At 71.3% G+C, this 21512-nt stretch carries 16 protein-coding genes; 7 read left to right on the top strand and 9 right to left on the bottom strand.

The genetic code is table 11. The annotated features are described in order from the left end of the window. Positions 1 to 582 (bottom strand): FAD-dependent monooxygenase (locus tag Aph01nite_RS37520; protein ID WP_204045839.1); only part of this gene is annotated, 582 nt, incomplete at its 3' end. 56 nt (positions 583 to 638) lie between these two features. Between Aph01nite_RS37520 and Aph01nite_RS37515 the strand changes: the two genes are divergently transcribed. Beyond that, positions 639 to 1211 carry a TetR/AcrR family transcriptional regulator gene (locus Aph01nite_RS37515; RefSeq protein WP_204045838.1) on the top strand — a complete coding sequence of 191 codons (573 nt, stop codon included), beginning with the start codon at positions 639 to 641 and terminating at the stop codon, positions 1209 to 1211. Positions 1212 to 1482: 271 nt separating this feature from the next. Here the strand turns inward: Aph01nite_RS37515 and Aph01nite_RS37510 are convergent, their stop codons facing one another. The 4 genes from Aph01nite_RS37510 to Aph01nite_RS37490 form a co-directional block, all read right to left on the bottom strand. Continuing rightward, a complete protein-coding gene (locus Aph01nite_RS37510; RefSeq protein WP_204045837.1) occupies positions 1483 to 2772 on the bottom strand; it encodes an MFS transporter in 1290 nt (429 codons plus the stop codon). Positions 2773 to 2821: 49 nt separating this feature from the next. Continuing rightward, positions 2822 to 4936, bottom strand: coding sequence for a serine/threonine-protein kinase (locus Aph01nite_RS37505; protein WP_239162273.1), 2115 nt, complete (start codon positions 4934 to 4936; stop codon positions 2822 to 2824). Positions 4937 to 5138: 202 nt separating this feature from the next. Continuing rightward, positions 5139 to 8183 carry a bifunctional FdrA/YlbE family protein gene (locus tag Aph01nite_RS42520; protein WP_307836821.1) on the bottom strand — a complete coding sequence of 1015 codons (3045 nt, stop codon included), beginning with the start codon at positions 8181 to 8183 and terminating at the stop codon, positions 5139 to 5141. 41 nt (positions 8184 to 8224) lie between these two features. Next, positions 8225 to 9124: an oxamate carbamoyltransferase subunit AllH family protein gene (locus Aph01nite_RS37490; RefSeq protein ID WP_204045835.1), complete on the bottom strand. Its 900-nt coding sequence runs from the start codon at positions 9122 to 9124 to the stop codon at positions 8225 to 8227. Between the two features lie 150 nt (positions 9125 to 9274). On the opposite strand from Aph01nite_RS37490, the gene Aph01nite_RS37485 reads away from it, so the two are divergent. From Aph01nite_RS37485 to Aph01nite_RS37460, 6 genes are all read left to right on the top strand, one after another. Further along, positions 9275 to 10906, top strand: a complete 1632-nt coding sequence (locus Aph01nite_RS37485; RefSeq protein ID WP_204045834.1) for a PucR family transcriptional regulator — start codon at positions 9275 to 9277, stop codon at positions 10904 to 10906. Between the two features lie 157 nt (positions 10907 to 11063). Then, a complete protein-coding gene (locus Aph01nite_RS37480; protein ID WP_204045833.1) occupies positions 11064 to 12416 on the top strand; it encodes a uracil-xanthine permease family protein in 1353 nt (450 codons plus the stop codon). A gap of 38 nt (positions 12417 to 12454) precedes the next feature. Beyond that, a complete protein-coding gene (locus Aph01nite_RS37475; RefSeq protein WP_204045832.1) occupies positions 12455 to 13306 on the top strand; it encodes an FAD binding domain-containing protein in 852 nt (283 codons plus the stop codon). Then, positions 13299 to 13775 (top strand): (2Fe-2S)-binding protein, encoded by a 477-nt coding sequence (locus Aph01nite_RS37470; protein WP_204045831.1) that lies wholly within the window; start codon positions 13299 to 13301, stop codon positions 13773 to 13775. Before Aph01nite_RS37475 ends, Aph01nite_RS37470 begins: the two co-directional genes overlap by 8 nt. Then, a complete protein-coding gene (cutA, locus tag Aph01nite_RS37465) occupies positions 13772 to 16162 on the top strand; it encodes an aerobic carbon-monoxide dehydrogenase large subunit (protein ID WP_204045830.1) in 2391 nt (796 codons plus the stop codon). Before Aph01nite_RS37470 ends, cutA begins: the two co-directional genes overlap by 4 nt. A gap of 583 nt (positions 16163 to 16745) precedes the next feature. After that, positions 16746 to 16889: a hypothetical protein gene (locus Aph01nite_RS37460; protein WP_204045829.1), complete on the top strand. Its 144-nt coding sequence runs from the start codon at positions 16746 to 16748 to the stop codon at positions 16887 to 16889. A 105-nt stretch (positions 16890 to 16994) separates the two neighbouring features. On the opposite strand, the gene Aph01nite_RS37455 is transcribed toward Aph01nite_RS37460, so the two are convergent. The 4 genes from Aph01nite_RS37455 to Aph01nite_RS37440 form a co-directional block, all read right to left on the bottom strand. Continuing rightward, positions 16995 to 17201, bottom strand: a complete 207-nt coding sequence (locus Aph01nite_RS37455; protein ID WP_204045828.1) for a hypothetical protein — start codon at positions 17199 to 17201, stop codon at positions 16995 to 16997. Further along, positions 17198 to 18580, bottom strand: a complete 1383-nt coding sequence (locus Aph01nite_RS37450) for a hypothetical protein (protein ID WP_204045827.1) — start codon at positions 18578 to 18580, stop codon at positions 17198 to 17200. Before Aph01nite_RS37450 ends, Aph01nite_RS37455 begins: the two co-directional genes overlap by 4 nt. Positions 18581 to 18730: 150 nt before the next feature. Continuing rightward, positions 18731 to 20278 (bottom strand): peroxidase family protein, encoded by a 1548-nt coding sequence (locus Aph01nite_RS37445; protein ID WP_239162272.1) that lies wholly within the window; start codon positions 20276 to 20278, stop codon positions 18731 to 18733. Next, positions 20275 to 21381, bottom strand: coding sequence for a cytochrome P450 (locus Aph01nite_RS37440; protein WP_204045826.1), 1107 nt, complete (start codon positions 21379 to 21381; stop codon positions 20275 to 20277). The genes Aph01nite_RS37445 and Aph01nite_RS37440 overlap by 4 nt, the downstream gene beginning before the upstream one ends. Positions 21382 to 21512: the final 131 nt, after the last annotated feature.

The raw sequence follows: 21512 nt of genomic DNA, 5'->3' as shown, positions 1-21512 counted from the left end.
GATCCGTACGGCGTCGCCGGATTCCCGGTATTCGATCGGTGCTGCGGCCCGCCCGGCGTCGGCGGAGTCCCGGCGGTGGATCGGTGCTGCGGTCCGTACGGAGTCGGCGGATTTCCGGTATTCGGTCGGTGTCGTGGCTCGTGTCGACTCGGTGGGCTTCGGGTGACCCTTCGCGGTCGAGGTTTCCGCCGATTTGGCGGGCTCCAGGTGTTCGATTGGTGTTGCGGTCCTTACTGAGTCGGCGGGTAGTCCGGCGCGCAGGGCGCGGTGGAGTTCCGCGCGGGCGACGACGACGGTCGCGCCGACCTCCTGTTGCGCCTGGGTTGCGTCGGTGACCAGGAGCGCTCGTCCGCGCCAGTCCCGCAAGCCGCCGTTGACGGCGGTTGTGGTCTGGCCGTGGAGGTAGTCGGCTGCGCCCAGGGCGTCCAGTGCGCGGATGCCGTTGGGCATGATCACGACGCCGGTGCCAGCTTCCCGGAGTTCGGCGGCCTGCTCGAAGAGCTGTACCTCGTGGCCCGCACGATGCAGGCCCACCGCGGCCGCCACTCCACCCAGACCGGCGCCGACCACCACGATCTTCATACGGGCTCCTATTCACTACGATCGTACTAGTACGGCTATTGGTTTAGCATGGTCGAGTGCCGCCCACCAATCCCGCCCGTCGCCAAGCCCTGACAGATGCCGCCATCGAGCTGTTGGCCTCGTCGGGCGTGCACGGGCTGACCCACCGCGCGGTGGAGAAGGAGAGCGGGCTGCCGCCCGGCACGGCCTCGAACTACTTCCGCAGCCGGGAAGCGTTGCTGGTGGCCGCGGCCGAACGCATCGTCGAGTTGCACCTTGCCGACATGGACCGGGCCGCCGGGCAGCACAGGGCGGCCGCCAGCGTGCGGCTGGCCGACCTGCTGACGGAATCCCTGCTCGCGGCGGCGACCACGTTCCGCACCCGCTATCTGGCCATCTTCGAACTGCAACTGGAGGCGGCTCGGCGACCGGCGCTGGCCTCGGCACTCATGGGCTTGCAGGAATCCTCGACGCGATTCACCGCCGGGCACCACGACGAACTGGGCCTGGCCATTCCCCGCGAGAACATCCCCGCCCTCATCGCCCTCTACGGCGGCGCCCTGTTCACCCTGGTCACCGCCCCGCCCGAAACCATCACCAGGGACGCCGTCCAGCGCGTCGTCAACGTCATCGTGAACGGCTGCGGCTAGCCACCTCACGGCATGTCGCCACACGGACCAGCGCCTGGTTCAGCAGGGACCAAGACCGCGATAGCCGGGTGAGCGCGGAGAAGCTGGATGGGTGCGGTTATCGCCACTCGGATGAGGGTGAGGCGGGTCAGGACCACTAGGACTGCGATGGCCGGGTGAGTGCGGTGAGGCTGGATGGGTGCGGTTATCGCCACTCGGATGAGGGTGAGGCCGGGCAGGCCGACTAGGACTGCGATGGCCGGGTGGGCGCGGAGAAGCTGGGGGGCTGTGGTTAGACCGTTTTGCGGTGTATTGCCACTCGGACCAGGGCGAGGCCGGTCAGGATGACCAGGACTGCGATGGCCAGGGTGAGGGCGGCGAAGGAGGCCGCGCCGACGACGGCTCCGGCGAGCAGGGCGCCGGTGGCGCCGCAGACGTTCATGGTGAGGTCCGAGAGTCCCTGGACGGCCGGGCGGCGATCCAGTGGGACCGCCTCGCTCAGCATGGCGGAGCCGGCGACCAGGCCGAAGGACCAGCCCAGGCCCAGCACGAACAGGCCGGCGGTGATCTGGGGCACGCCGTAGCCCGCCGTTCCGGCGAGGGCCGCCGAGATCAGCAGCAGGACCATGGCGGCGATCAGGACGGGCGGCTTGCCGATCCGGTCGGCCAGCCAGCCCACCAGCGGCGAGAGCATGTACATGCCGGCGATGTGCAGGCTGATGACGATGCCGATCACGGAGATCCCGGCGTGGCCGTGGTCGAGGTGCACCGGCGTCATCGACATGATCGACACCATCGCCGTGTGGCTCACCGCGATGGCCCCCAGTGCCCGCCGGGCGGCCGGGATCGCCCGGATCGTCCCCCACGCGTCCCGCAGCGTGCCCAGCAGCGACGTTCTGACCCCGTCAGACCCAGGAGCTTCGGAGGCCCCTGACGTGGCTCTGGCGAGCAGCAGAGGGTCGGGACGCAGCCCCAGGTTGATGATGATGGTCGACACGGCGAACGTGACGGCCGCGAGCGCGAACGGTCCGGCGTCCCTGGCGATGGAGAGCGACTCGGCCAGGTCGGCGGCGGGCTCCGCCAGGTTGGGCCCGGTGACCGAGCCCAGCGTCGCCGCCCAGACCACCAGCGACAGATGCCGGGCGGCGTGGCCCTCGGGCGCGAGATCCGTCGCCGAGTACCGAGCCGACAGGTTGCCCGCGCTGGCCCCGCCGATCAGGACGAGAGCCGCCAGCAGCAGCGGCCACGAGGTGAGCAGCACCGCCACGACGGCGATCACACAGCCGGCGACCGCGGAGCCGTACGCGAGGGTGAGTCCCGCTCTGCGTCCGCTGCGCCCGGTGGTGCGGGCGGTCGGCAGAGCCAGCAGCGCGGCCCCGAGCACCGTGGCCGTCCCCGCCAGCCCGCTGATCGCGGTGGAACCGGACAGCTTGGCCACGAACAGCGAACTCAGCGCGACCCCGACCGCCACCCCGATCCCGCTGATGATCTGCGCCATCGCCAGTACCCCGAGCGTACGGCGCTGCGCCTGCCGCAGATCGACTGTCGTGGGACGCGCGGAGACGCGGGGGGCCGATGTCATGCGCGAAGTTTGTCATGACTCATGACGCCGACCCAACCGCATTAACGCCTCAGGCTGGGGCGAAGCTACTCCAGAGCACCTGCCGGATGGTCGCCGCCGCCTCGGCCCACTCGTAGTCGGGCGCGGTGAACGTCACCGAGTACGCCTGACCCTCCGCCTCGACATACCGCGTGACCGTGCGGATGGTCACCGTCGCGGCGTCCCGGTAGGTGTACTCCCACTCGGCGGCCGGGTAGCGGTAGCTGACCGGGCCGAGCACGACCTGCGTGTACTCGTCGAACCCGGCGGCCTTCTTGGCGACCTGCTGGAGGGCGGAGAGGCTGCCGTCGGGGATCTTCTCGATCAGGCCGCTCTGCGCGCTGTCCTGCGGGCCGGTCAGGCGCACCCCGTCGTCCTCGGCCGTCACCTTCCAGCTGAGCGGAACGGCCACGGTCACGCCGCCGAGCGTCTGCTGCTTGAAGCCCTTCGGCACGGGCGCGGGCGGCTCGGCCCCGCCGGCGCCGGAGCCGATGCCGGAGGCGGCCAGCGTGGGCGTGTCACCGGGGGTCCTGACGCCCGGCGGCTCCTCGTCGCCGGGCAGCATGATCAGGAGCACCAGCACGATGAGCGCGATCACGGCCACCGCCGCCACCACGACCATCGCGCCGCCGCGGCTGGGCGCGTCGTCGTCGTCCTTGGGACGGCGGCGGGTGCCGCCCCGGACGGCGGCGTGCTCGCCGGTGGAGGACCCGGACCGGGACCGCCCGACGGTGGTGCCGCCAATGGTGCCGATGGGGGTGCCGCCGGTGGTGAACGGGTCGTCGGCCAGGTCGCGGGCCAGATCCTTGGCCAGCTGCACGGGCAGGTCGGTGGGCCCGGGCGTCGGCCACCGGCCTGCGCCGGTGGGCCGCTCGGGCGCGTGGATCGACCCGGACGGACCGGCCAGCGCGTCGAACGGATCGGCGGCCGGGTCACGCATCGGGTCGCGCAGCGCGTCCTGCGGCGCGTCCGGAGCGCCGAAGAACGCCGCGCCGGGGCCGGTCTCGTGCACCGGCGCGCCGAACTGGCCGCCCATGGCGCGCTGCGGTGACGGACGGTTCTGCGGCTCCTGGGGCGCGGGCGCGGCCGGTGTGCTGAAGATGCCGGACGTGCTGGCCAGGGCGTCGTAGCCGCCCGGCGGCTGGAGCTGCGGGTCGGACGCGGACGGCTGGAAGGCCGCCATCGCGTACCCGCCGGACGGGTTCGTGTACGGCACTCGTACCGGCCCGGAAGGGGTCTCGATGATGCGCGACGGCAGCGGCCCCGACGGCGAGTCCAGCGGCGGGAGCATCTGCATCGGGGTCTCCACCGGCACGGGGGACGGCTGCGGCATGGCGCGCAGGCCGTTGCCGTGCGAGTGCAGCACCCGCTCCAGCATGTCGGCGACCTGGGCGGCCCCGATGCGGTCGGCCGGATTCTTGCGCAGCAGGCCCTCGATCACGGGCAGCAGGACCCCGGCGCGCTGCGGCCGGTTCGGCTCCTGCGTGAGCACCGCGCCGAGCACGGCCACCGCGTCGGGCCCCTCGTACGGCGGGCGGCCCTCCACCGCCGCGTACAGGGTGGCCCCGAAGGACCACAGGTCGGCCGCGTGCGTGATGGTCCGGCCCTGCAGCCGCTCCGGCGGGATGTACGCGGGGGAGCCCATCAGCAGCCCGGTCTGGGTGATCGTGACGTCGCCCTCGATGGCGGCGATGCCGAAGTCGGTCAGCACCACCCGGTCGGCCGTCAGCAGCACGTTGCCGGGCTTGACGTCCCGGTGCAGGATGCCGGCGGCGTGCGCGTGCCGGAGCGCGTCCAGCACCCGGATGCCGATCTCGGCGACCTGGCTCACCGGCAGCGGCCCGCTCTGCCGTACAGCCTGCTCGAGGGACCAGGCGCGGACCAGCTCCATGACGATCCAGGGCCGCCCGTCCTCCTCGACCACGTCGTGGACGGTGACGATGCCCGGGTGGCTGAGCCGGGCGGCGGAACGCGCCTCGCGCAGCATGCGCCGATGCGCGACCTGACGGCCGGCCTGATCCAGCCCGTACGGCAGGATCAGCTCCTTGACCGCCACATCCCGGTCCAGCAGGACGTCGTGCGCGTGCCACACCATGCCCATGCCGCCACGACCGACGGGCGAAAGCAGGCGGTATCGCCTGCCCACCAGTCGGCCCTGCCCATCCGGCGCCCCTCCGGGAGTGGCTCCGGCACCGCCTTGACCCTCCGGCATAGGGGGGACCATACCGAGGAGGCGGTCGCTTGTCATAGGCGGTGTCCCCAATTCTCCTCGGTCGGTTCGCGCGGCAATTCAGCGCGAATAGTGAGGTTGGGCACCGATAATAGGTCAATCAGTGGTCAATCCGCATTCATTCGCCCGTCAAGGCGGTCAGCGCGGCGGCGAACGCCTCCGGCGGCGGGCTCACCAGACCGGCCCCGACCTGCCCGGTTCCCGCCACCCGCCCGGCGATGCCGGTGTTCACCACCGGCAGCACCGAGGTGCGCGCGACGAGCGTGACGTCGATCCCGACCGGCGTGCCCCGGAACCCCAGCCCGGGAATCTGGTACGCGGGGTGCTCGGCCATCGTGATCTCGTACATCGACGTGGTGGCCGCCACCGCGTCCGCCACGTCGCCGCCCACGAAACGCACGATCGCCGGGGCCGCCGCCATCGCGAAGCCGCCCAGGCCGACCGTCTCGGTGATGGTCGAGTCCCCGATGTCCGGATTGGCGTCGTCCGGGCCGTACGCGCCGAGATAGAGGCCGTCCGGGACCCCCGCGGGGCCGGTGAACCAGCGGTCGCCGCAGCCGGACACCTGGATGCCGAAATCGGTGCCGTTCCTCGCCATCGCCACCACCAGGCTGGAGCCCGGCACATTCCGCGCGGCGTCGGCGCTGACTTTCGCGGCGGCCATTCCCGCGTTCAGGAAGAAATGATCATTTCCGTTGATGAATCGCAGCACATCGCCCGCGCGCTCCGGGGCCGCGTCCACGATCGCCGGAGCCAGCTCGCGGACCATCAGCGAGGTGGCCGCCCGGTTCCTGTTGTGCAGCTCGTCGCCCATCTGCAGCGCCTGCGCGATCAGGTTGCGCAGATCCAGCGGGCCGCTGCGGGCCAGCGCGGCCTGGAGCACCGGGCCCAGCACCTCGCCCATCCAGCGCAGCCGCTCGATCACCTCGGGCCCGTACGCGCCGTAGCGGAGCACCTTGCCGAGGCCCTCGTTGAGCGAGCAGTACGCGGTGCCGCCGTGCTCGGCGTCGTGCACCTCCAGCATCCACATGGACGGGCTGACCACGCCCGCCATCGGGCCGACCGTGCGGTGGTGGTGGCAGGAGTCCAGCCGGATGGAGCCGGTGGCGAGCTTCTGCCCGGCCTCCTCGGGGGAGGCGGCCAGGCCCTCGAAGAGCATGCCGCCCATCAGCGCGCCGCGCATCGGGCCGGAGGCGCGGTCCCAGTCGATGGGGGGACCGGCGTGGAAGAAGGTGCCGGGCGGGAGGTCCAGGACGTCACCGGCCCGCCGTACGCCGACGAGCTGGGGGCGGGCGGCGAGCAGGCGGCCGGCGGCGTGGGCGTTGGCGGCGGCGCGGCGCGGGTCGGCGAGCACCCGGGCCAGCGCGGCCGACGTCCCGGCCAGCGGCGGCCGCCAGTCCACCACGGTCTGCGGGACGGCCTGCTGGTCCAGCGCCTCGGCCAGCACGGACGTGCCCACCGAGATCACCCGCGGCTCGTTCACCAGCAGCGCCAGCCTGGCCTCACCCGCATCGGCGCTACCTACGCCAGTGCTTCCCGCGGTGGCCTCTTCCGCGGTGGCTTCTCCCGCGCTGGATTCTTCGGCGGTGGGCGCGGGTCGCGGGTCAGCTGGGGTTGCGGGCGTGAGGCCGGCCAGGACGGCCGCGTGCCGGGCCGCCGCCGCGTTCGAGGTGAACACGGCCGCCCCGGACGCCGCCAGGCGCGCGGCCTGCGCCCGCAGGTCCTGCGGATCCCCGTCGGTGCCCACCAGGGAGACCACGGCGGAGACGCCGCGAGCCACGGCCTCGGCGAGCGCGGGCGCCAGCCGGGCCGCCGGGTCGGGGTCGGACCCGTGCCCGAGCACCACGTCCAGGAGCACCACCCCGGAGTCCACGGCGGCCAGCGCCTCCAGCCGGAGCGCCGGGTCGATCATCGGGTGGGCCCGGCCCCGGGTGTACTCGTCGTCGCCGAAGTCGGTGAACGTGCCGCCGCCCGCGATCAGCTTCGCCTCGGTGCAGAGCGTGCCGCCGGAGTAGAGCCCGATGAGCGGCCGGACCGCCCGCGCGCGCTCGCCGTCCGGGAAGTCCGAGCCGTCCGCGGACTCCGAGCCGTCCGGGGACTTCGAGGCGTCCGGGGACTCCGAGCCGTCCGGGAACTCCGAGGCGTCCGCGGACTCCGAAGAGCCCGGGGACTCCGAAGGGCCCGGGGTATTCGGAGCACCCTGGAAATCTTGGGGATCCGAGGAGTCGGGGGAGGTCCATGACGGCCAGGTGGGGACCTCGCGGCCGAGGGCGCGCAGGACGTGTTCCGTCGCAGCAGTGAGATCGTCCTGACCAGGACCGAGCAGCGCCATCACGACCGGGGTGCCCGACCGCTGCACGGCGGCGCGCACCGACGAAGCCACCGCCGGGTCGGCCGGCTTGGAGATGACCACGATCAGCTCGGTCCCCGGGTCGCCGTCCAGCGACTCCAGCGCCCGCAGCGTGGACCGCCCACCCACCTCCGCCGACAGGTCCCGCCCGCCCACGCCCAGCAGATGGCTGACCCCGACGCCCGCCAGGTCGAGCAGGCTGGACACCTGCTGCGCTCCCGTCCCCGAGGCCGCCACGATGCCCACGGGACCGGGCCGCAGCACGTTCGCGAAGCCCAGCCCCGCGCCGCCGACCACGGCCGTCCCGCAGTCGGGTCCCATCACCAGCACACCGGCCGCCTCGGCCCGCTCCTTGAGCAGCACCTCCTGCGCCACCGGCACGTTGTCACTGAAGATCATCACCGAGAGGCCGGCGTCCACCGCGTCCATCGCCTCGGCGAACGCGTGCTCCCCGGGCACGCTGACCAGCACCACGCCGGCGTCCTCCGCCTCCCGCGCCGCCGTCCGCGTGGTCCGCGCGGGCGCCGCCTCGCGCGCCGAGGACGCGGCGGCCCGCGCCGACAGCTGCCGCCCGAGCTCCTCCGCCGCCGAGGCCAGCGCCTCCTCGGAGTCGGCCCGCACCGCCACCAGCAGGTCGGCGGGCGTCGCCGGGGGCACCTCGAAGCCCGCGTCCCTGGCCAGCTCCACGTTCAGCTCGGTGGCCATGGCGACGATCGCCACCGACACCCCGGGCCGGCCGGCCAGCGCCTGGCTGACCCGCATCAGGCTGACCGAGTCGTGGTAGACCCCGCTACGGACCTCGACGAGATTCAAGAACGCCCCCTGAGCGCAGGATTCACAAGATTGACGACGGGCTATCGGTTCGACAGGTGGAGGACGGCCGACAGGCCCGTCCTGACGCCCCAGGCCAGATCCGCGCCCGAGGTGTGACCGAGGCGCAGCAGCCGGTGCAGCGACGGCTCCACCGAATGCCCGGCGGCGAGCGCGCGCAGCACGGCCAGCACCTCCATCCCCGACTCGCCGCGCGCCGCGCAGTCCAGCAGCGTGGCCGAGATCGGCGTGGTCCTGGTCCTGGCGTCGAAGGTGACGGCCGCGGCCAGCCAGCCGGCCAGCCAGACCGCCCGCTCCACGCCCGCGGCCGCGCCCAGCTGGCGCAGCGCCACCAGCAGCCCGGCCAGCATGTCGTCGCCGCTCGGGGTGAGCCCGGGGCCCAGGCCCATCAGCTGCTCGGCCGAGGTCACGGCGTTCACCAGCGACCCCGAGTGGCAGCCCTCGGCGAGCAGCTCGCACGCCCCGCCGGTCAGCCCGGGACGCCGGGCGGAGCCGTCGCAGATCTCGCCGAACTGGGCCAGCCCGGCCGCCAGCCGGGACCGATCCACGCGCGGCAGCGCCGGGGCCGGATCCCACCAGCGGCGGATCCGGATGGCCAGCCCGCCGACCTCGATGAACCCGTCGCCCACCCACGCCTCGTCCCCGGCCGTGAACCCGGTCAGCGGGTCGGTCAGCACGACGGCGTTGGGCAGCCGGGTCGCCTCGCCGGTCACCAGGGCGATGACATGCGGCTCGACCTCGGTCCTCAGCTCCAGGTAGACGGCGGCCGGGAAGGCCGCGAGCACCCGGGCCGGGCGTCGCGGCGTCTCCAGCGCGGGCCGTACGGCCATGCTGGCCGCGCCGGGCACGTACGTGCGGTCAAGGGTCGCTCCAGCGGAACGTGCCGCGGATCGGCGGACTCTCGGGCGGGTGCCTACGGTCACCAGACCTCCCTCATCAGGGTGACGTTAGAACGTGCCCCTCAGAGGCCGTACGGGGAAAACTGCCAACAGTCGGCCAAATGCTTGGCTCTTCCTGACAGTCGGATCGTCGGGCAGAATCGGCGTGAGATGCGCCAACCCCCGGAGCAGACGATGACGAGTGACCCCGCCGCCCCTGCCATGCGCCTGGCCAGCACTGGAACGATCATCCATGGCGTGGCCGTCGGCGAGGTGCTCGGGGTCTCCACCCTCGCCGGGGCCCGGCTCATCGCGGGCAAGGGCGGGCTGGACCGGATCGTGCAGCGGCTCAACGTCATGGAGGTCCCCGACATCCTCGCCTGGGTGAAGCCGAACGAACTGCTGCTCACCACCGGCTACCCGCTCAGGAACACTCCCCAGTCGCTCGCCCACCTTGTGGCGGATCTTGACGAACGCGGGCTCTCGGCCCTGGCCATCAAACTCGGCCGTTACCTCGACGAGCTGCCGGAGGAGATGGTCGAGCAGGCCGACCGGCTCAACTTCCCGCTCATCCTGCTCCCCAACGACGTCGGCTTCGACGACATCCTCAACCAGGTGCTCACCGACATCCTCAACCGGCAGGCCGCCACCCTGGCCAGGGCGGAGGAGGCGCACCGCGCGCTGGTGCAGATCATCCTGGCCGGAGGCGGCATGCGCGAGGTCACCGCCGAGGTGGCCGGGCTGCTGGACGTGGCCGTGGCCGCCGTGGACGTCGGCGGGCAGGTGCTGGCCTCCGCCGGGGGCGCCGAGCAGGTGGCCATGCTGCGGGAGGCGTACGTGCTGAGCAGTGGCCTGAGCAGCAGGGCCGAGCCGGGCCGCACCGACGCCGACCCGCTGGTGCGCGCCGACGGCCACTACGCGGTCGTGCCCATCGTGGCCGGCGGCCACCACCACGGCAGGATCGCCGCGTTCAGCCAGGCGGGAACGCTCCGGGACAGCGACATCCGCATCCTGGAGCGCGCCGCCACCGTGGCCGCCCTCGTGGTCACCAAGCAGGAGGCCGTCACCGCCGTCGAGAGCAAGTACCGCGCCGACTTCCTGCGCGACGTGCTCACCGGCCGGGGCGGCGCGCGCGTCGCGGAACGCGCCAAGGCGTTCGGCTGGGACCTGGAACGCCCGGTCAGCGTGCTGGTCGCCGAGCTCGACCCCGAGGTAGACGAGCGGACCGCGCAGGACCGGCTGCTCGCCGCCTGGCAGGCCTCGGTCCGGCGGCACGACCCGCGCGGCGCGGTCGCCGGGTTCTCACACGAGGTGGTCGCCGTCGTCGGCGCCGGGGTGGACACCGCCCGGCTCGCCGCGGCCGCCTCCACGGCCTTCGCCGACGCCACCTTCTCCACCGGGATGAGCAGGATCGCCGACGGGGCCGACAGCCTCCCCGACGCGTACGGCCAGGCGCTCAAGGCCGCCAGGGTCGGCCGCCAGCTGCACGGCTCCGGCGCGGTCGCCCACTTCGACCAGCTCGGCGTCTACCGCCTGCTCTCCCTGGTCGACGACACCGCGGAACTGCACGCCTTCGTCCGCGAGACGCTGGGCGCGCTGGCCGGCGACGACGACGCGGAGAACGGCGATCTGCGCCGCACCCTGCACGTGCTGCTGGAGACCAACCTCAACGTGGCCGAGACCGCGCGGCGGCTGCACTTCCACTACAACACCCTGCGCTACCGCATCGGAAAGCTGGAACGTCTGCTCGGAAACTTCACCGAGGACGCGCACCTCAGGCTGAACCTGACCCTCGCGCTCCATGTGCTGAACATGCGTGGTATCTGACCACACGCTTTGGCAGATGATGCCCGTGTGCTCCAGCGATCACAGTCCTAATGTGCCCGCAACGGGCCTGGTAGGAGGCTCGTGAACCAGAAATGCCGCGCTGGGATGCCCGCGGGGTGGCCACCGGACGTCGGCCCAGGCAAGTGAAGGGGCTCACATGGCTTTCGGATGGAAGGTGCACGGAGAGGGACGCGGGCTCGCCCCCGGCGAGGTCGTCAAGCCGGACGAACGGCTGTCCTGGCCGCGCATGGTCGGTTTCGGCGCCCAGCACGTGATCGCCATGTTCGGCGCCACGTTCGTGTTCCCGCTGGTCATGGGCTTGGACCCGAACGTCGCCGTGATGATGTCGGGTGTCGCGACGATCCTGTTCCTGCTCATCGTGCAGGGCAAGGTGCCCAGCTACCTGGGCACGTCGGCCTCGTTCGTGGGCGCCGTGGTGGCGATCAGGGCGGCCCAGGGCGACAGCGCCACGGTCACCGGCGCCATCCTGGTGGCCGGCATCGTGCTGGCGCTGTGCGGTGTGGCCATCCACTACCTCGGCGTACAGGTGATCCACCGGATCTTCCCGCCGGTGGTGACCGGCGCGGTGGTCATGCTGATCGGCTTCGGCCTGGCCTTCGTGGTCGCCGACGTGTACTGGCCGCAGGACCACTGGATCGCGCTCATCACCATGATCGTGACATTCCTCATCATCGCCCTGTTCAAGGGTTTCCTCGGCCGGATCGGCATCCTGCTCGGCCTGGTCATCGGCTTCGTGCTGTCCTGGGCCGCCGACAAGATCTTCGGTGACATCACCGCGTTCAACGCGGGCACCGGCGCGGTCGACACCCACCCCCGGGTCAGCTTCGACGCGGTGGCGCAGGCCGACTGGTTCGGCCTGCCCAACTTCCACGGGCCGACCTTCCAGGTGTCGGCGATCGTGCTGGTGCTGCCCGCCGTGATCGCGCTGATCGCCGAGAACGTGGGCCACGTCAAGGCCGTCGGCGAGATGACCAAGACCGACGTGGACCCGTACATCGGGCGGGCGGTCATCGGCGACGGCGTCGGCACCGTGCTCACCTCGGCCGTCGGCGGCTCGCCCACCACCACGTACGCGGAGAACATCGGCGTGATGGCGGCCACCCGGGTCTACTCCACCGCCGCCTACTACATCGCCGGCGTCATCGCCATCCTGTTCGGCCTCATTCCCAAGTTCGGCGCCCTGGTCGCGGCCACCCCCGGCGGCGTGCTGGGCGGCATCACGGTCATCCTGTACGGCATGATCGGCCTGCTCGGCGCCAAGATCTGGGTGGAGAACCGGGTGAACTTCGCCGATCCGGTGAACATGCTCCCGATCGGGGCGGGCATCATCCTGGCGATCGGCCCGGTGTCCCACACGATCACCGACGACTTCTCGCTGGCGGGCATCGCCCTCGGCACGATCGTCGTCCTCGGCGGGTACCACCTGCTGCGCGCGCTGTCCGGCCCGGCGCCGGCCGAGGTAGGGGATGTCAAAAATTCCACGGGTTGAGCCATTATCCGTAACGCGATCGGAGTAGAACGACTTTCGTGAAACCGCCGCCGTTCGACTATCACGCGCCTACCTCGGTACGGGAAGCCGTCGAGGTCCTCGCCGAGGTGGGCGCGCACGGAAAGGTCCTGGCCGGTGGCCAGAGCCTGATCCCCCTGCTCAACATGCGGCTCGCCGCCCCGGGCCACCTGGTCGACATCAACCGGGTGGCCGGGCTCGGCGAGATCGAGACCGACGCGACCGGCGTCCGCGTCGGGGCCCTGGCCAGGCACGCCGCGGTGGAGCGTTCCGCCGCCGCCAGCCTCGCCCAGCCGCTGCTCGGGCAGGCGCTCAAGCAGGTCGCCCACTCCGTCATCCGCAACCGCGGCACCGTCGTCGGCAGCCTCGTGCACGCCGACCCCGCCGCCGAACTTCCCGCCGTCCTGGCCCTGCTCGGCGGCTCGGTACGGCTGGCCAGCGTCTCCGGCGAGCGCGAGGTCGCCGCCGCCGACTTCTTCACCGGGCCGATGGAGTCCGCGATCAGGACCGGCGAGCTCGCGGTCTCGGCCTTCTTCCCCGCCTGGGACGGCGGCACCGCCTTCGTCGAGGTGGCCCGCAGGCACGGCGACTACGCCATGGCGGGCGTGGCCGCCGCCGTCCGGCTGGACGACGACCTGCGCGTCACCGCCGCCAGGGTGGCGTGCGTGAGCGTGGGCCCGGCGCCGGTGGTGGTGGACATCACCGAAGCCTGCGGCAACCAGTCCGTCGCCTCGGTGGACTGGGGAGCGGTGGTGGCGGCCGTACAGGAACGGATCGAACCGGAGGCGGACATTCACGCGACGGCGGACTACCGGCGGCACCTGACCGGGGTGCTGGTCGAGCGGGCGGTCAAGGCGGCGGCCGATGTTTGACATCACCCTCATCGTGAACGGCGTGCCGCGCGAGGCCCGGGTGCCCGCCCGCCGGCTGCTGTCGGACTGCCTGCGCCACGACCTCGGCCTGACCGGCACCCACGTCGGCTGCGAGCACGGCGTCTGCGGCGCCTGCACCGTGCTGCTGGACGGCGAGCCGGTCCGCTCCTGCCTGACCTTCGCGGTCACCGTGGACGGGCACGAGATCACCACCGTGGAGGGGCTGGCCGGCCCCGACCGGCCCTCACCCGTGCAGCGCGCCTTCGCCGAGTGCCACGGCCTGCAGTGCGGCTTCTGCACGCCCGGCTTCCTGTGCACCACGACCGCGTTCCTGCGGGATAACCCGGCGCCCACCGACGAGGAGGTGCTGGAGGGCATCTCCGGCAACCTGTGCCGGTGCACCGGGTACCAGAACATCGTCAAGTCCGTGCACCGCGCGGCGGAACTGCTCGCGGAGGAGCCCACGTGACCACCAAGCTCTTCGGCGAACCGGTCCGGCGGCGGGAGGACGCCCGGCTGATCAGCGGCCAGGGCCGCTACCTCGACGACCTCGGGCCGGGCGCGCTCGCCGCCGCCTTCGTCCGCTCCCCGCACGCGCACGCCCGCATCACCCACATCGACGTGGACGCCGCCCTCGAGGTGGACGGCCTGGTCGCCATCTACACCTGGGAGGACCTGCCGGCCGGCGTGTGCGAGCCGCTGCCGCTGCTCATCCCGCACCCGGCGCTCACCCACGGCCGCACCGCCTACCCGCTGGCCCGCGACGTCGTCAGGCACGTCGGCGAGCCCATCGTGATGGTGGTGGCCAAGGACCGCTACGTGGCCGAGGACGTCTGCTCGCTGATCGAGGTCGGCTACGAGTTCCTCAAGCCCGTGGTCGGCATCGAGGAGGCCGTGTCCGGCGCGCATCTCGTGCACGAGGACGTGCCCGGCAACGTGGGCGCCCACCTGGTCCAGGAGGTGCCCTCGGCCGACGGCCGCTCGGCCGCCGAGGCCATCGAGGCCGCCCCGCACACCCTGTCCTTCCGGCTGGACATCGAGCGCAGCGCCTGCACGCCGCTGGAGGGCAAGGGCGTGTACGCCCGCTGGGACGCCGACGACCAGTCGCTGCGGGTCTACTCCTCCACCCAGACCTCCACCAGCGTACGGATGGCGCTGGCCGCGAAGCTGGGGCTGCCGCTGCCCAAGGTCGAGGTGATCGCGCCCGACGTCGGCGGCGGCTTCGGCGTCAAGATCGTGCACCCGTGGCCGGAGGAGGTGCTGGTGCCGTGGGCCGCGCGGCTGCTCAACCAGGAGGTCAAGTGGACCGAGGACCGGCGGGAGCACTTCATCTCCAGCGCCCACGAACGGGCCCAGGTGCAGCACGTGCGGGTCGGGTTCGACGACGAGGGGCGGGTGCTGGGGCTCTCGGTCGAGATCCTGCACGACCACGGGGCGTACACGCCGTACGGGATCATTGTGCCGATCATCACGTCGACGCAGCTGCTCGGGCCGTACCGGATCGGGGCGTACCGGGTGGAGTTCTCGTCGATCTACACCAATACCGTGCAGGTGACGCCGTACCGGGGGGCGGGGCGTCCACAGGGTGTGTTCTGCATGGAGCGCACGATGGACAAGATCGCCCAGCATCTGGGGCGTGACCGGGCCGACGTGCGGGCCGCCAACTTCATCCAGCCCGACCAGTTCCCGTACGACCAGGGCATGATCTTCCAGGACGGGCGGCCGCTCATCTACGACAGCGGCGACTATCCGGAGTCGCTGCGGAAGCTGAAGGACCTGATCGGCTGGGACGACTTCCCGGCCCAGCGGGAGGCCGCGCGGGCCGAGGGGCGGCGGCTGGGCATCGGGCTCGGCTGCTACGTGGAGGGCACCGGCGTCGGGCCGTACGAGGGCGGGCACATCCAGATCACCTCCGACGGGCGGGTGCACGTCTCCACCGGCCTCACCTCGCAGGGGCAGGGCCACGAAACCGTGTTCGCCCAGATCGCCGCCACCGAGCTGGGCGTCCCGATCGAGCGCGTCTCCGTCGTCACCGGCGACACCCGCCGCTTCGGCTACGCCGTCGGCACGTTCGCCTCCCGCGCCGCCGTGATGAGCGGCAACGCCATCGCGCTGGCCTGCCGCAAGGTCCGCGAGAAGGCGCTGCGGGTGGCCGCAGACGCACTCGAGGCCGACCCGCGCGACCTGGAGATCACCGACGGCGTCGTGCACGTGGTCGGCTCCCCGTCGGCCTCCATCCCGCTCGCCACCGTCGCCGTCCTCTCCAACCCCCTCAGGTACGCCTTCGACGAGGAGGCCAAGCGCGCCACCCAGTTCGCGGGGGCGGCCAGCATGGACCGGCCCCCCGTGGCCGAGGGCGAGGAGCCCGGCCTGGAGGGCAAGGACTACTACTCGCCGATCCGCTCCACGTTCGCGTCAGGCATGCACGCCGCCATCGTCGAGACCGACCCGGACACCGCCGAGATCCGCATCCTCCGCTACGCCGTCGTCCATGACTGCGGCAAGATGATCAACCCGATGCTGGTGGAGGGCCAGATCCACGGCGGCGTCGCCCAGGGCGTCGGCGGCGCCCTCTACGAGAAGATGGTCTACGACGAGCACGGCCAGCTCCTGAACGCCTCGTTCATGGACTTCCTCATGCCGTACGCCACCGAGATCCCCCACATCGAAACCGACCACCTCGAAACCCCGTCCCCCCTCAACCCCCTCGGCATCAAGGGCGCCGGCGAAGCCGGCGTCATCCCCGTCTCCGCCGTCATCGCCGCCGCCATCGAAGACGCCGAAGGCCTCCCGATCGACCGTATGCCCATCTCGCCGTCCGACCTTTACGCAATCCGCCGGACAGCCGGGAACTGATTTTTCGCCTGGCTTTCGGTGTGATAGCCACCGGAAGCCAGGTCTGCGGCTTAATCGCTGGTCAGTGGCGGTGGCAGATTCTTCTTCTGTTCATTCGGCTCAATCAGAGCAATATTCCACGGCCCTGTTGAATGTGAAGATTCTTTATTTTGTTCCGGGTAGGCCGGATAAGTATGTCGATGTGCTATGTTCCGTGCATTGAATGTGAGGATGCACGTGCATCTGTACGGTCACGCTGGCTCTCTAGGTATAGGCACAGGTCCTAGGCGAATCGGCGGGATGGAAGAACGGGAGTCGGAGCGGCCGATGGTCGCTCAGGCGTCCCTGTCCTGGGGTAAAAGTGTGACCGTGTGCTGAGCGTGAAGATGCACGTGCATCTGTACGATCGCGCAGATTCTCACCGGGCGGCATCGCCTGGGTCGTCATGTGTGATGTCGCGCGTCAATGGGCGGGGCGACGCTCCAGGCACGGAGGTCGCCCCAATGTTCCGCTCAAGAAGGGTTGAGAGGAGTTCGGCATGACCCTACCGAATGAGGAGGAACGGTCTCACCGGCCGGGTCCGTTGTTAACCTCGCGAGCCGTTGTGATTTTGCTTGCGAGCGTTGTCACAGGGCTGGTCGTCGCGGCGCTGAGCGCCATGGGGGGCGTACCGGTCCCACTGGCGGCGGTCACCGGGCTGGCCGCCATGGGGGCGATGGCCATGGGACTGCACAAGCTCATGGAATAGAGGGGACAACCGGTTCGGCGGGAGAGCGGGCTCGGGCCTCCCGCCTTGACTCGGGCCTCCCGCCTTGAAAGGCGCGCGTCGGTGGACGGGATTGAGGATCGAGGCTTACCCGGCTGGTTCTTCGTGATCGTGCTCTTGCGCGGTGGCCGCCGCGGTCAGGTCTGAGGCGGCCGTGCGGCAGCGGGAGGCGTAGGTGGCGATGGCGTCCTGGAACCACGGGGGGAGGGACTGGTCGGCGCGGAGGCGGTCGGCCAGGTGGGTGAGGGCGGTCGCGCAGTTCTCCAGGGCGAGAGCGTCGGCGTCGAGGGTCATCGTGGCTCCCGGGGGTTCGTGTGGTCGAGCAGGAGGTAGAGCTGCGAGCGGATCAGGGAGCCGTGGTAGGGGGTGAGCTGGGCGTCTATGTGGGCGCGGGCCTCGGGGAGGTCGTCGGCCAGGTTGGCCGCGTACTGGGCGACGCTGTGGCAGAGGGGGAAGCGGTGGGTGGCGTCGGCGTAGTCCACCGTGTACCAGGTCGGGTGGAGGTCGAAGCAGGAGCCGGAGCCCTGGCCGTCCAGGACCGGGATCAGGTCGTGCTGGTTGGTGATGGACGCGATCCAGGTACGGGAGTCGGCCGGGACCTTGAAGTCGATGGGCGACCCGGCGGCGATGACGTGGGTGACCCGGTAGCGGCCGCAGAACTCCGGGTCCTGGGCGAGGTTCATGACGGCGGAGCCGCCCGCGCTGTGCCCGATGAGCGCGATCTCCGCCTGCTCGGGCACGCCGAACTGCTCGATCGCGTCCTTCAACGCCCCCGTGTACGGCGAGGAGCGCAGCACGGTGTTCCGGAACGCGCCCACCAGGTCCTGGGGTGAGTCGTTGCGAGGACCGCCGGGACGCATGCCCGGAGCCTGGACGACGTATCGGATGGTCTCGTCCGGCCCCAGCACGCTCTGGATGAGCATCCGGCCGGTGGTGCCGACGACCTGGATGTTGCGGAGCACGGCCACGATGGAGTCGCCGGTACGCAGGCTGACGGCCTCCTCCGGGGTGGCCTCGGTGGGCCGGGCGACGCCGGCGCCGCGGTCCATGGCCGACATGACCCGGGTCGTGATGCCGGTGATGGGGTCGGTGTTCATGACCCCGCGCCCGGTGGCCATCGCCCAGCCGACCGCGTCGTTGAAGGGGTTCTCGTCGAGCAGCGCCCGCAGCGCGAGGATCTCCCCGAACATGGGCGCGATCGCGCTGAGCGCGTCCTGCGCGCCGCGATCCCGGAACAGGGCGCGTAACGCGCGGGCGGCCGCCACGTCCCGGTCCTCGGAGATCGCCGTGACCAGCCGCTGGAGCACCGGGTCGCGGGTCAGCTCCGGATGGGCACGCTCCACGGCCGCGATCCGCAGCCGCAGCGACAACACCAGCACGTGTACGGCCAGCCGGCCCGGTCCGGCCAGACCGGACATCCGGGAGATCGGCCGGCCGAGCGGCCCGCCGGAGAACGCGATGCCGAGTCCCGCCCGGCGGGTGAGCGCCCGCAGCAGACGCCGCTGGGGACGGAACCTGGGCGCGGCGCGCAGCAGGGCGCGCGGCCGGAGCTCCCTGGTCAGGGCCGCCGTGGTACGGACGGAGACCGCCTCGATCTCCTCGGCCACGGCGACCAGCTCGGCGGCGGCCTGGAGCAGCCGCCGCCGGCCATTCGGCTCGTCAGCCGCGCTCATGGGCTATCCGTGCTCATAGGTGATCAGGGCTCTCCACCATCTGCCGCAGCGCCGGCCCTTCCGCCTGGTTGTCCGTGCTCATCGGTGATCGTGCTCATCGGTGATCCGGGCGCCCGCTCCGGAGGCGGGGTTGCCGACCGGGCGCACCGGTCATCCGCGTGCATAGGTCATCCGGGCGCGGTACCGCCGGGACGCCTCCGGCAGGTTGCGGTTGAGCACGTCCGCCAGTGAGGTGGTCGACTCGATGATCTCCATGCCGGTGGGGGAGAAGGTGGCCGGGCCGTACACCTGCGGTGACAGGAGCGGGTTGGTGTACGCCTGGGAGAACGCGTCGACGGTGATGATGCGCTGCATGACCGGGGAGAGCAGAGAGCCCGGCAGGGGGTCCTCCGCGAAGATGCCGGCGTAGAAGTCGATGTCGTCCACGGTCGGGTACAGGGCGGCGAGTCCCTGCTGGACGCGCGGGTCCGAGGAGACCTCGGCGAACGACTTCAGGCGGGGGAAGCCGCAGTAGGCGCGGTAGTCGTTGAAGGAGGCCAGCTCCACGGCGCGACCCTCGGTGACGCTCATCTCCTCCACGTGCAGGAGCGCCGGGTCGGTGTTGAACAGGCCGATGCGTCCGGCCCGCTGGGTGGTGGCGTCCTCGAAGAGCGGGCCGATCCCGCATTCGGTGAGCAACCGGTTCCCGACCAGGGTGTCGCTCAGTGGGCGCTCTTCTCCGCCCGCGAGCAGGGCCGAGGGGATCAGGCTGTGCCAGCGGTAGAGCAGGTTGAACTCGATCGCCATGTGGTTGGTGCGATGCCAGATCGCCGTCCTGCACACGGCGGGATCCATGCGGACCTGGAAGAGGGTGGGCGTGATGTGGTTGATGTACTCCTCAAGGACGATCTTGATGAGGAGGACCACGAGGATGTTCCTGGTCGTCTGGAACAGCCGCTCGTCGTCCCAGTCCGGATGGCGTCCGGCCAGCCGGCGGGCCACCCGGTTGTGCTCGCGCAGGAACAGCGTGGTCAGCATGGTGAAGCCGATGTGCAGGTTGGCCCGGTCACTGCCGCAGGCGAACAACGCGTCCCGCGCCCCGAACGGCACATCGTCGAACCGGACGACGCTCAGCCCCGCGAACTCATCCTTGATCCTCCCCAACTCACACAGGTACGGCGGAAACTCGCCCCCGTTCACCACCTGGCTCTTGAGCAGCCCTCCGGAACGCGTCCGCAGCGCCGACGTCACCGCCGGAGTGAGCCCATACAGCTGGTTCAGATCGATCTCATGGTTGGACGAGTTCTTGCGCGGGTCACGCGGAATGTTCATGTCTCCCCGCAGGAAACCATCCGTGAACCACTGCGCGAAGTACGCGAACAACACCGTCGAACGCGGGCAGTCGCGCGCCTCCCCGTCACGCCGGAACAACTCCGCCACCTCGACCGGATTCGGCGCCGACGCGGCCAGTGGAACCGGCGGCAGATGCCGACTGTCAAAAGTCCGATCGGTAAGCGACTCCCAGGACGTGTACCCGGCCTTCGTGCTCAGCGGATTGGGCCGGATCGGCAGCTTGAGCACCAACCGGTTCACCAGAAACCGGTTGACCGCCGCATGCAACGGCCCAACCGACCGAATCACCCGCCACACGGGCGCCATATTGGTCAGCGCCCAGAACTCCAGATAGTTACGCCGCCCGATCCGGGCACTCGGCTTCACGATGCCTCCCGCGCATGTGGGACGGGCCCACCGGGGACCGTCCTCGGGTTAGTGGGTCCGCCTGAGGTCGTGTCCGTGGACGCGGGGTCCGCGTCCGTGGTGGTGACCCGGCGTGCGGGGGGCGCGTCTGTCGTGGGGGTCGAGGATGCCGGAGCGGCGTTTGGGGTGGTGATCGGGCGAGCTGGTGCCGCGTTTGAGGTCGTGTCCGGGGATGCGGGGTCCGCGTCCGTGGTGGTGACTCGGCGAGTGAAGGGCGCGTCTGTGGCCGGGGTCGAGGGTGCGGGAGCGGCGTTTGGGGTGGTGATCGGGCGAGCTGGTGCCGCGTTTGAGGTCGTGTCCGGGGATGCGGGGTCCGCGTCCGTGGTGGTGACTCGGCGAGTGAAGGGCGCGTCTGTGGCCGGGGTCGAGGACGCGGGTGCCGCGTCTGGGGTCGCAATCGGGCGAGCGGGAGCCGCGTCTGGGGTCGCAGTCGGGCGAGCGGGTGCCGCGTCTGGGGTCGTGATCGGGTGGGTGGGGGCCGCGTGTGAGGAGAGTGCGATCGGGAAGCGGCGGGGGAAAGGGCCGCCGGCGAAGTCGATGGTGGTGTTGGGCAGGAGGGCCGCGCCCGGTCGTCGCAGGACGCGGCGGACCACCTCGGGGATGACGGCCACGCCGACGTGTTTGCCGACGCATTCGTGTGCGCCGAACCCGAAGTGCAGGCGGACGTGGTCCGGGCGGTCGATCCGGAACTCTTCGGGAGCTTCCACCGCGTCCGCGTCCATGCCCGCCGACGACGTGCAGGCGAAGACGGGTGTGCCCGCCTTGATGAGGGCGCCTGAGGCCAGGCGGTGGTCGCGTTCGCAGAACCGGAAGATGAGAGGGTTGAAGGGCGCGAAGCGCAGGGCCTCCCAGGCGTAGCCGTCGAACGGCTCGTCCGCTCGCGCCGCGGCCACGGCCGCCTCACGGACACCGTCCTCACGGCCGAGCAGATGCCGGATGATCTGGACGATCGACTGCGCGGCGTTCTCCACCAGCCCGAGCGGCAACCCGGCCCCGTTGACCATCAGCCGCAGATCGTCGATCCCCAGAGCAGCGGGCGGCGACAACGCGACCAACCGCGACAACGCATCATCCCCCTGCGCACTCTGAGGGTGATTCCCTGGCGCGCCACCCGTCTGCGCGCCCCGATCCTGCGCCTCCTGGACGTGTGCGCCGTCGCCCTGCGCGCCTTGACCTTGCGCACCGCCGCTAGGGA

It is taken from the genome of Acrocarpospora phusangensis (assembly GCF_016862995.1).
GTDB lineage: Bacteria > Actinomycetota > Actinomycetes > Streptosporangiales > Streptosporangiaceae > Acrocarpospora > Acrocarpospora phusangensis.
The sequence above is the reverse complement of the archived record's forward strand: the minus strand, read 5'-3'. Positions and strand labels throughout refer to the sequence as shown.

Excerpts from the sequence above, each read along its gene's own strand:
- Aph01nite_RS37455 (WP_204045828.1), bottom strand. The coding sequence starts at position 17,201 with ATGACCCTCGACGCCGACGCTCTCGCCCTGGAGAACTGCGCGACCGCC.
- Aph01nite_RS37485 (WP_204045834.1), top strand. The coding sequence starts at position 9,275 with ATGACGAGTGACCCCGCCGCCCCTGCCATGCGCCTGGCCAGCACTGGA.
- Aph01nite_RS37480 (WP_204045833.1), top strand. The coding sequence starts at position 11,064 with ATGGCTTTCGGATGGAAGGTGCACGGAGAGGGACGCGGGCTCGCCCCC.
- Aph01nite_RS37510 (WP_204045837.1), bottom strand. The coding sequence starts at position 2,772 with ATGACATCGGCCCCCCGCGTCTCCGCGCGTCCCACGACAGTCGATCTG.
- Aph01nite_RS37450 (WP_204045827.1), bottom strand. The coding sequence starts at position 18,580 with ATGAGCGCGGCTGACGAGCCGAATGGCCGGCGGCGGCTGCTCCAGGCC.
- Aph01nite_RS37470 (WP_204045831.1), top strand. The coding sequence starts at position 13,299 with ATGTTTGACATCACCCTCATCGTGAACGGCGTGCCGCGCGAGGCCCGG.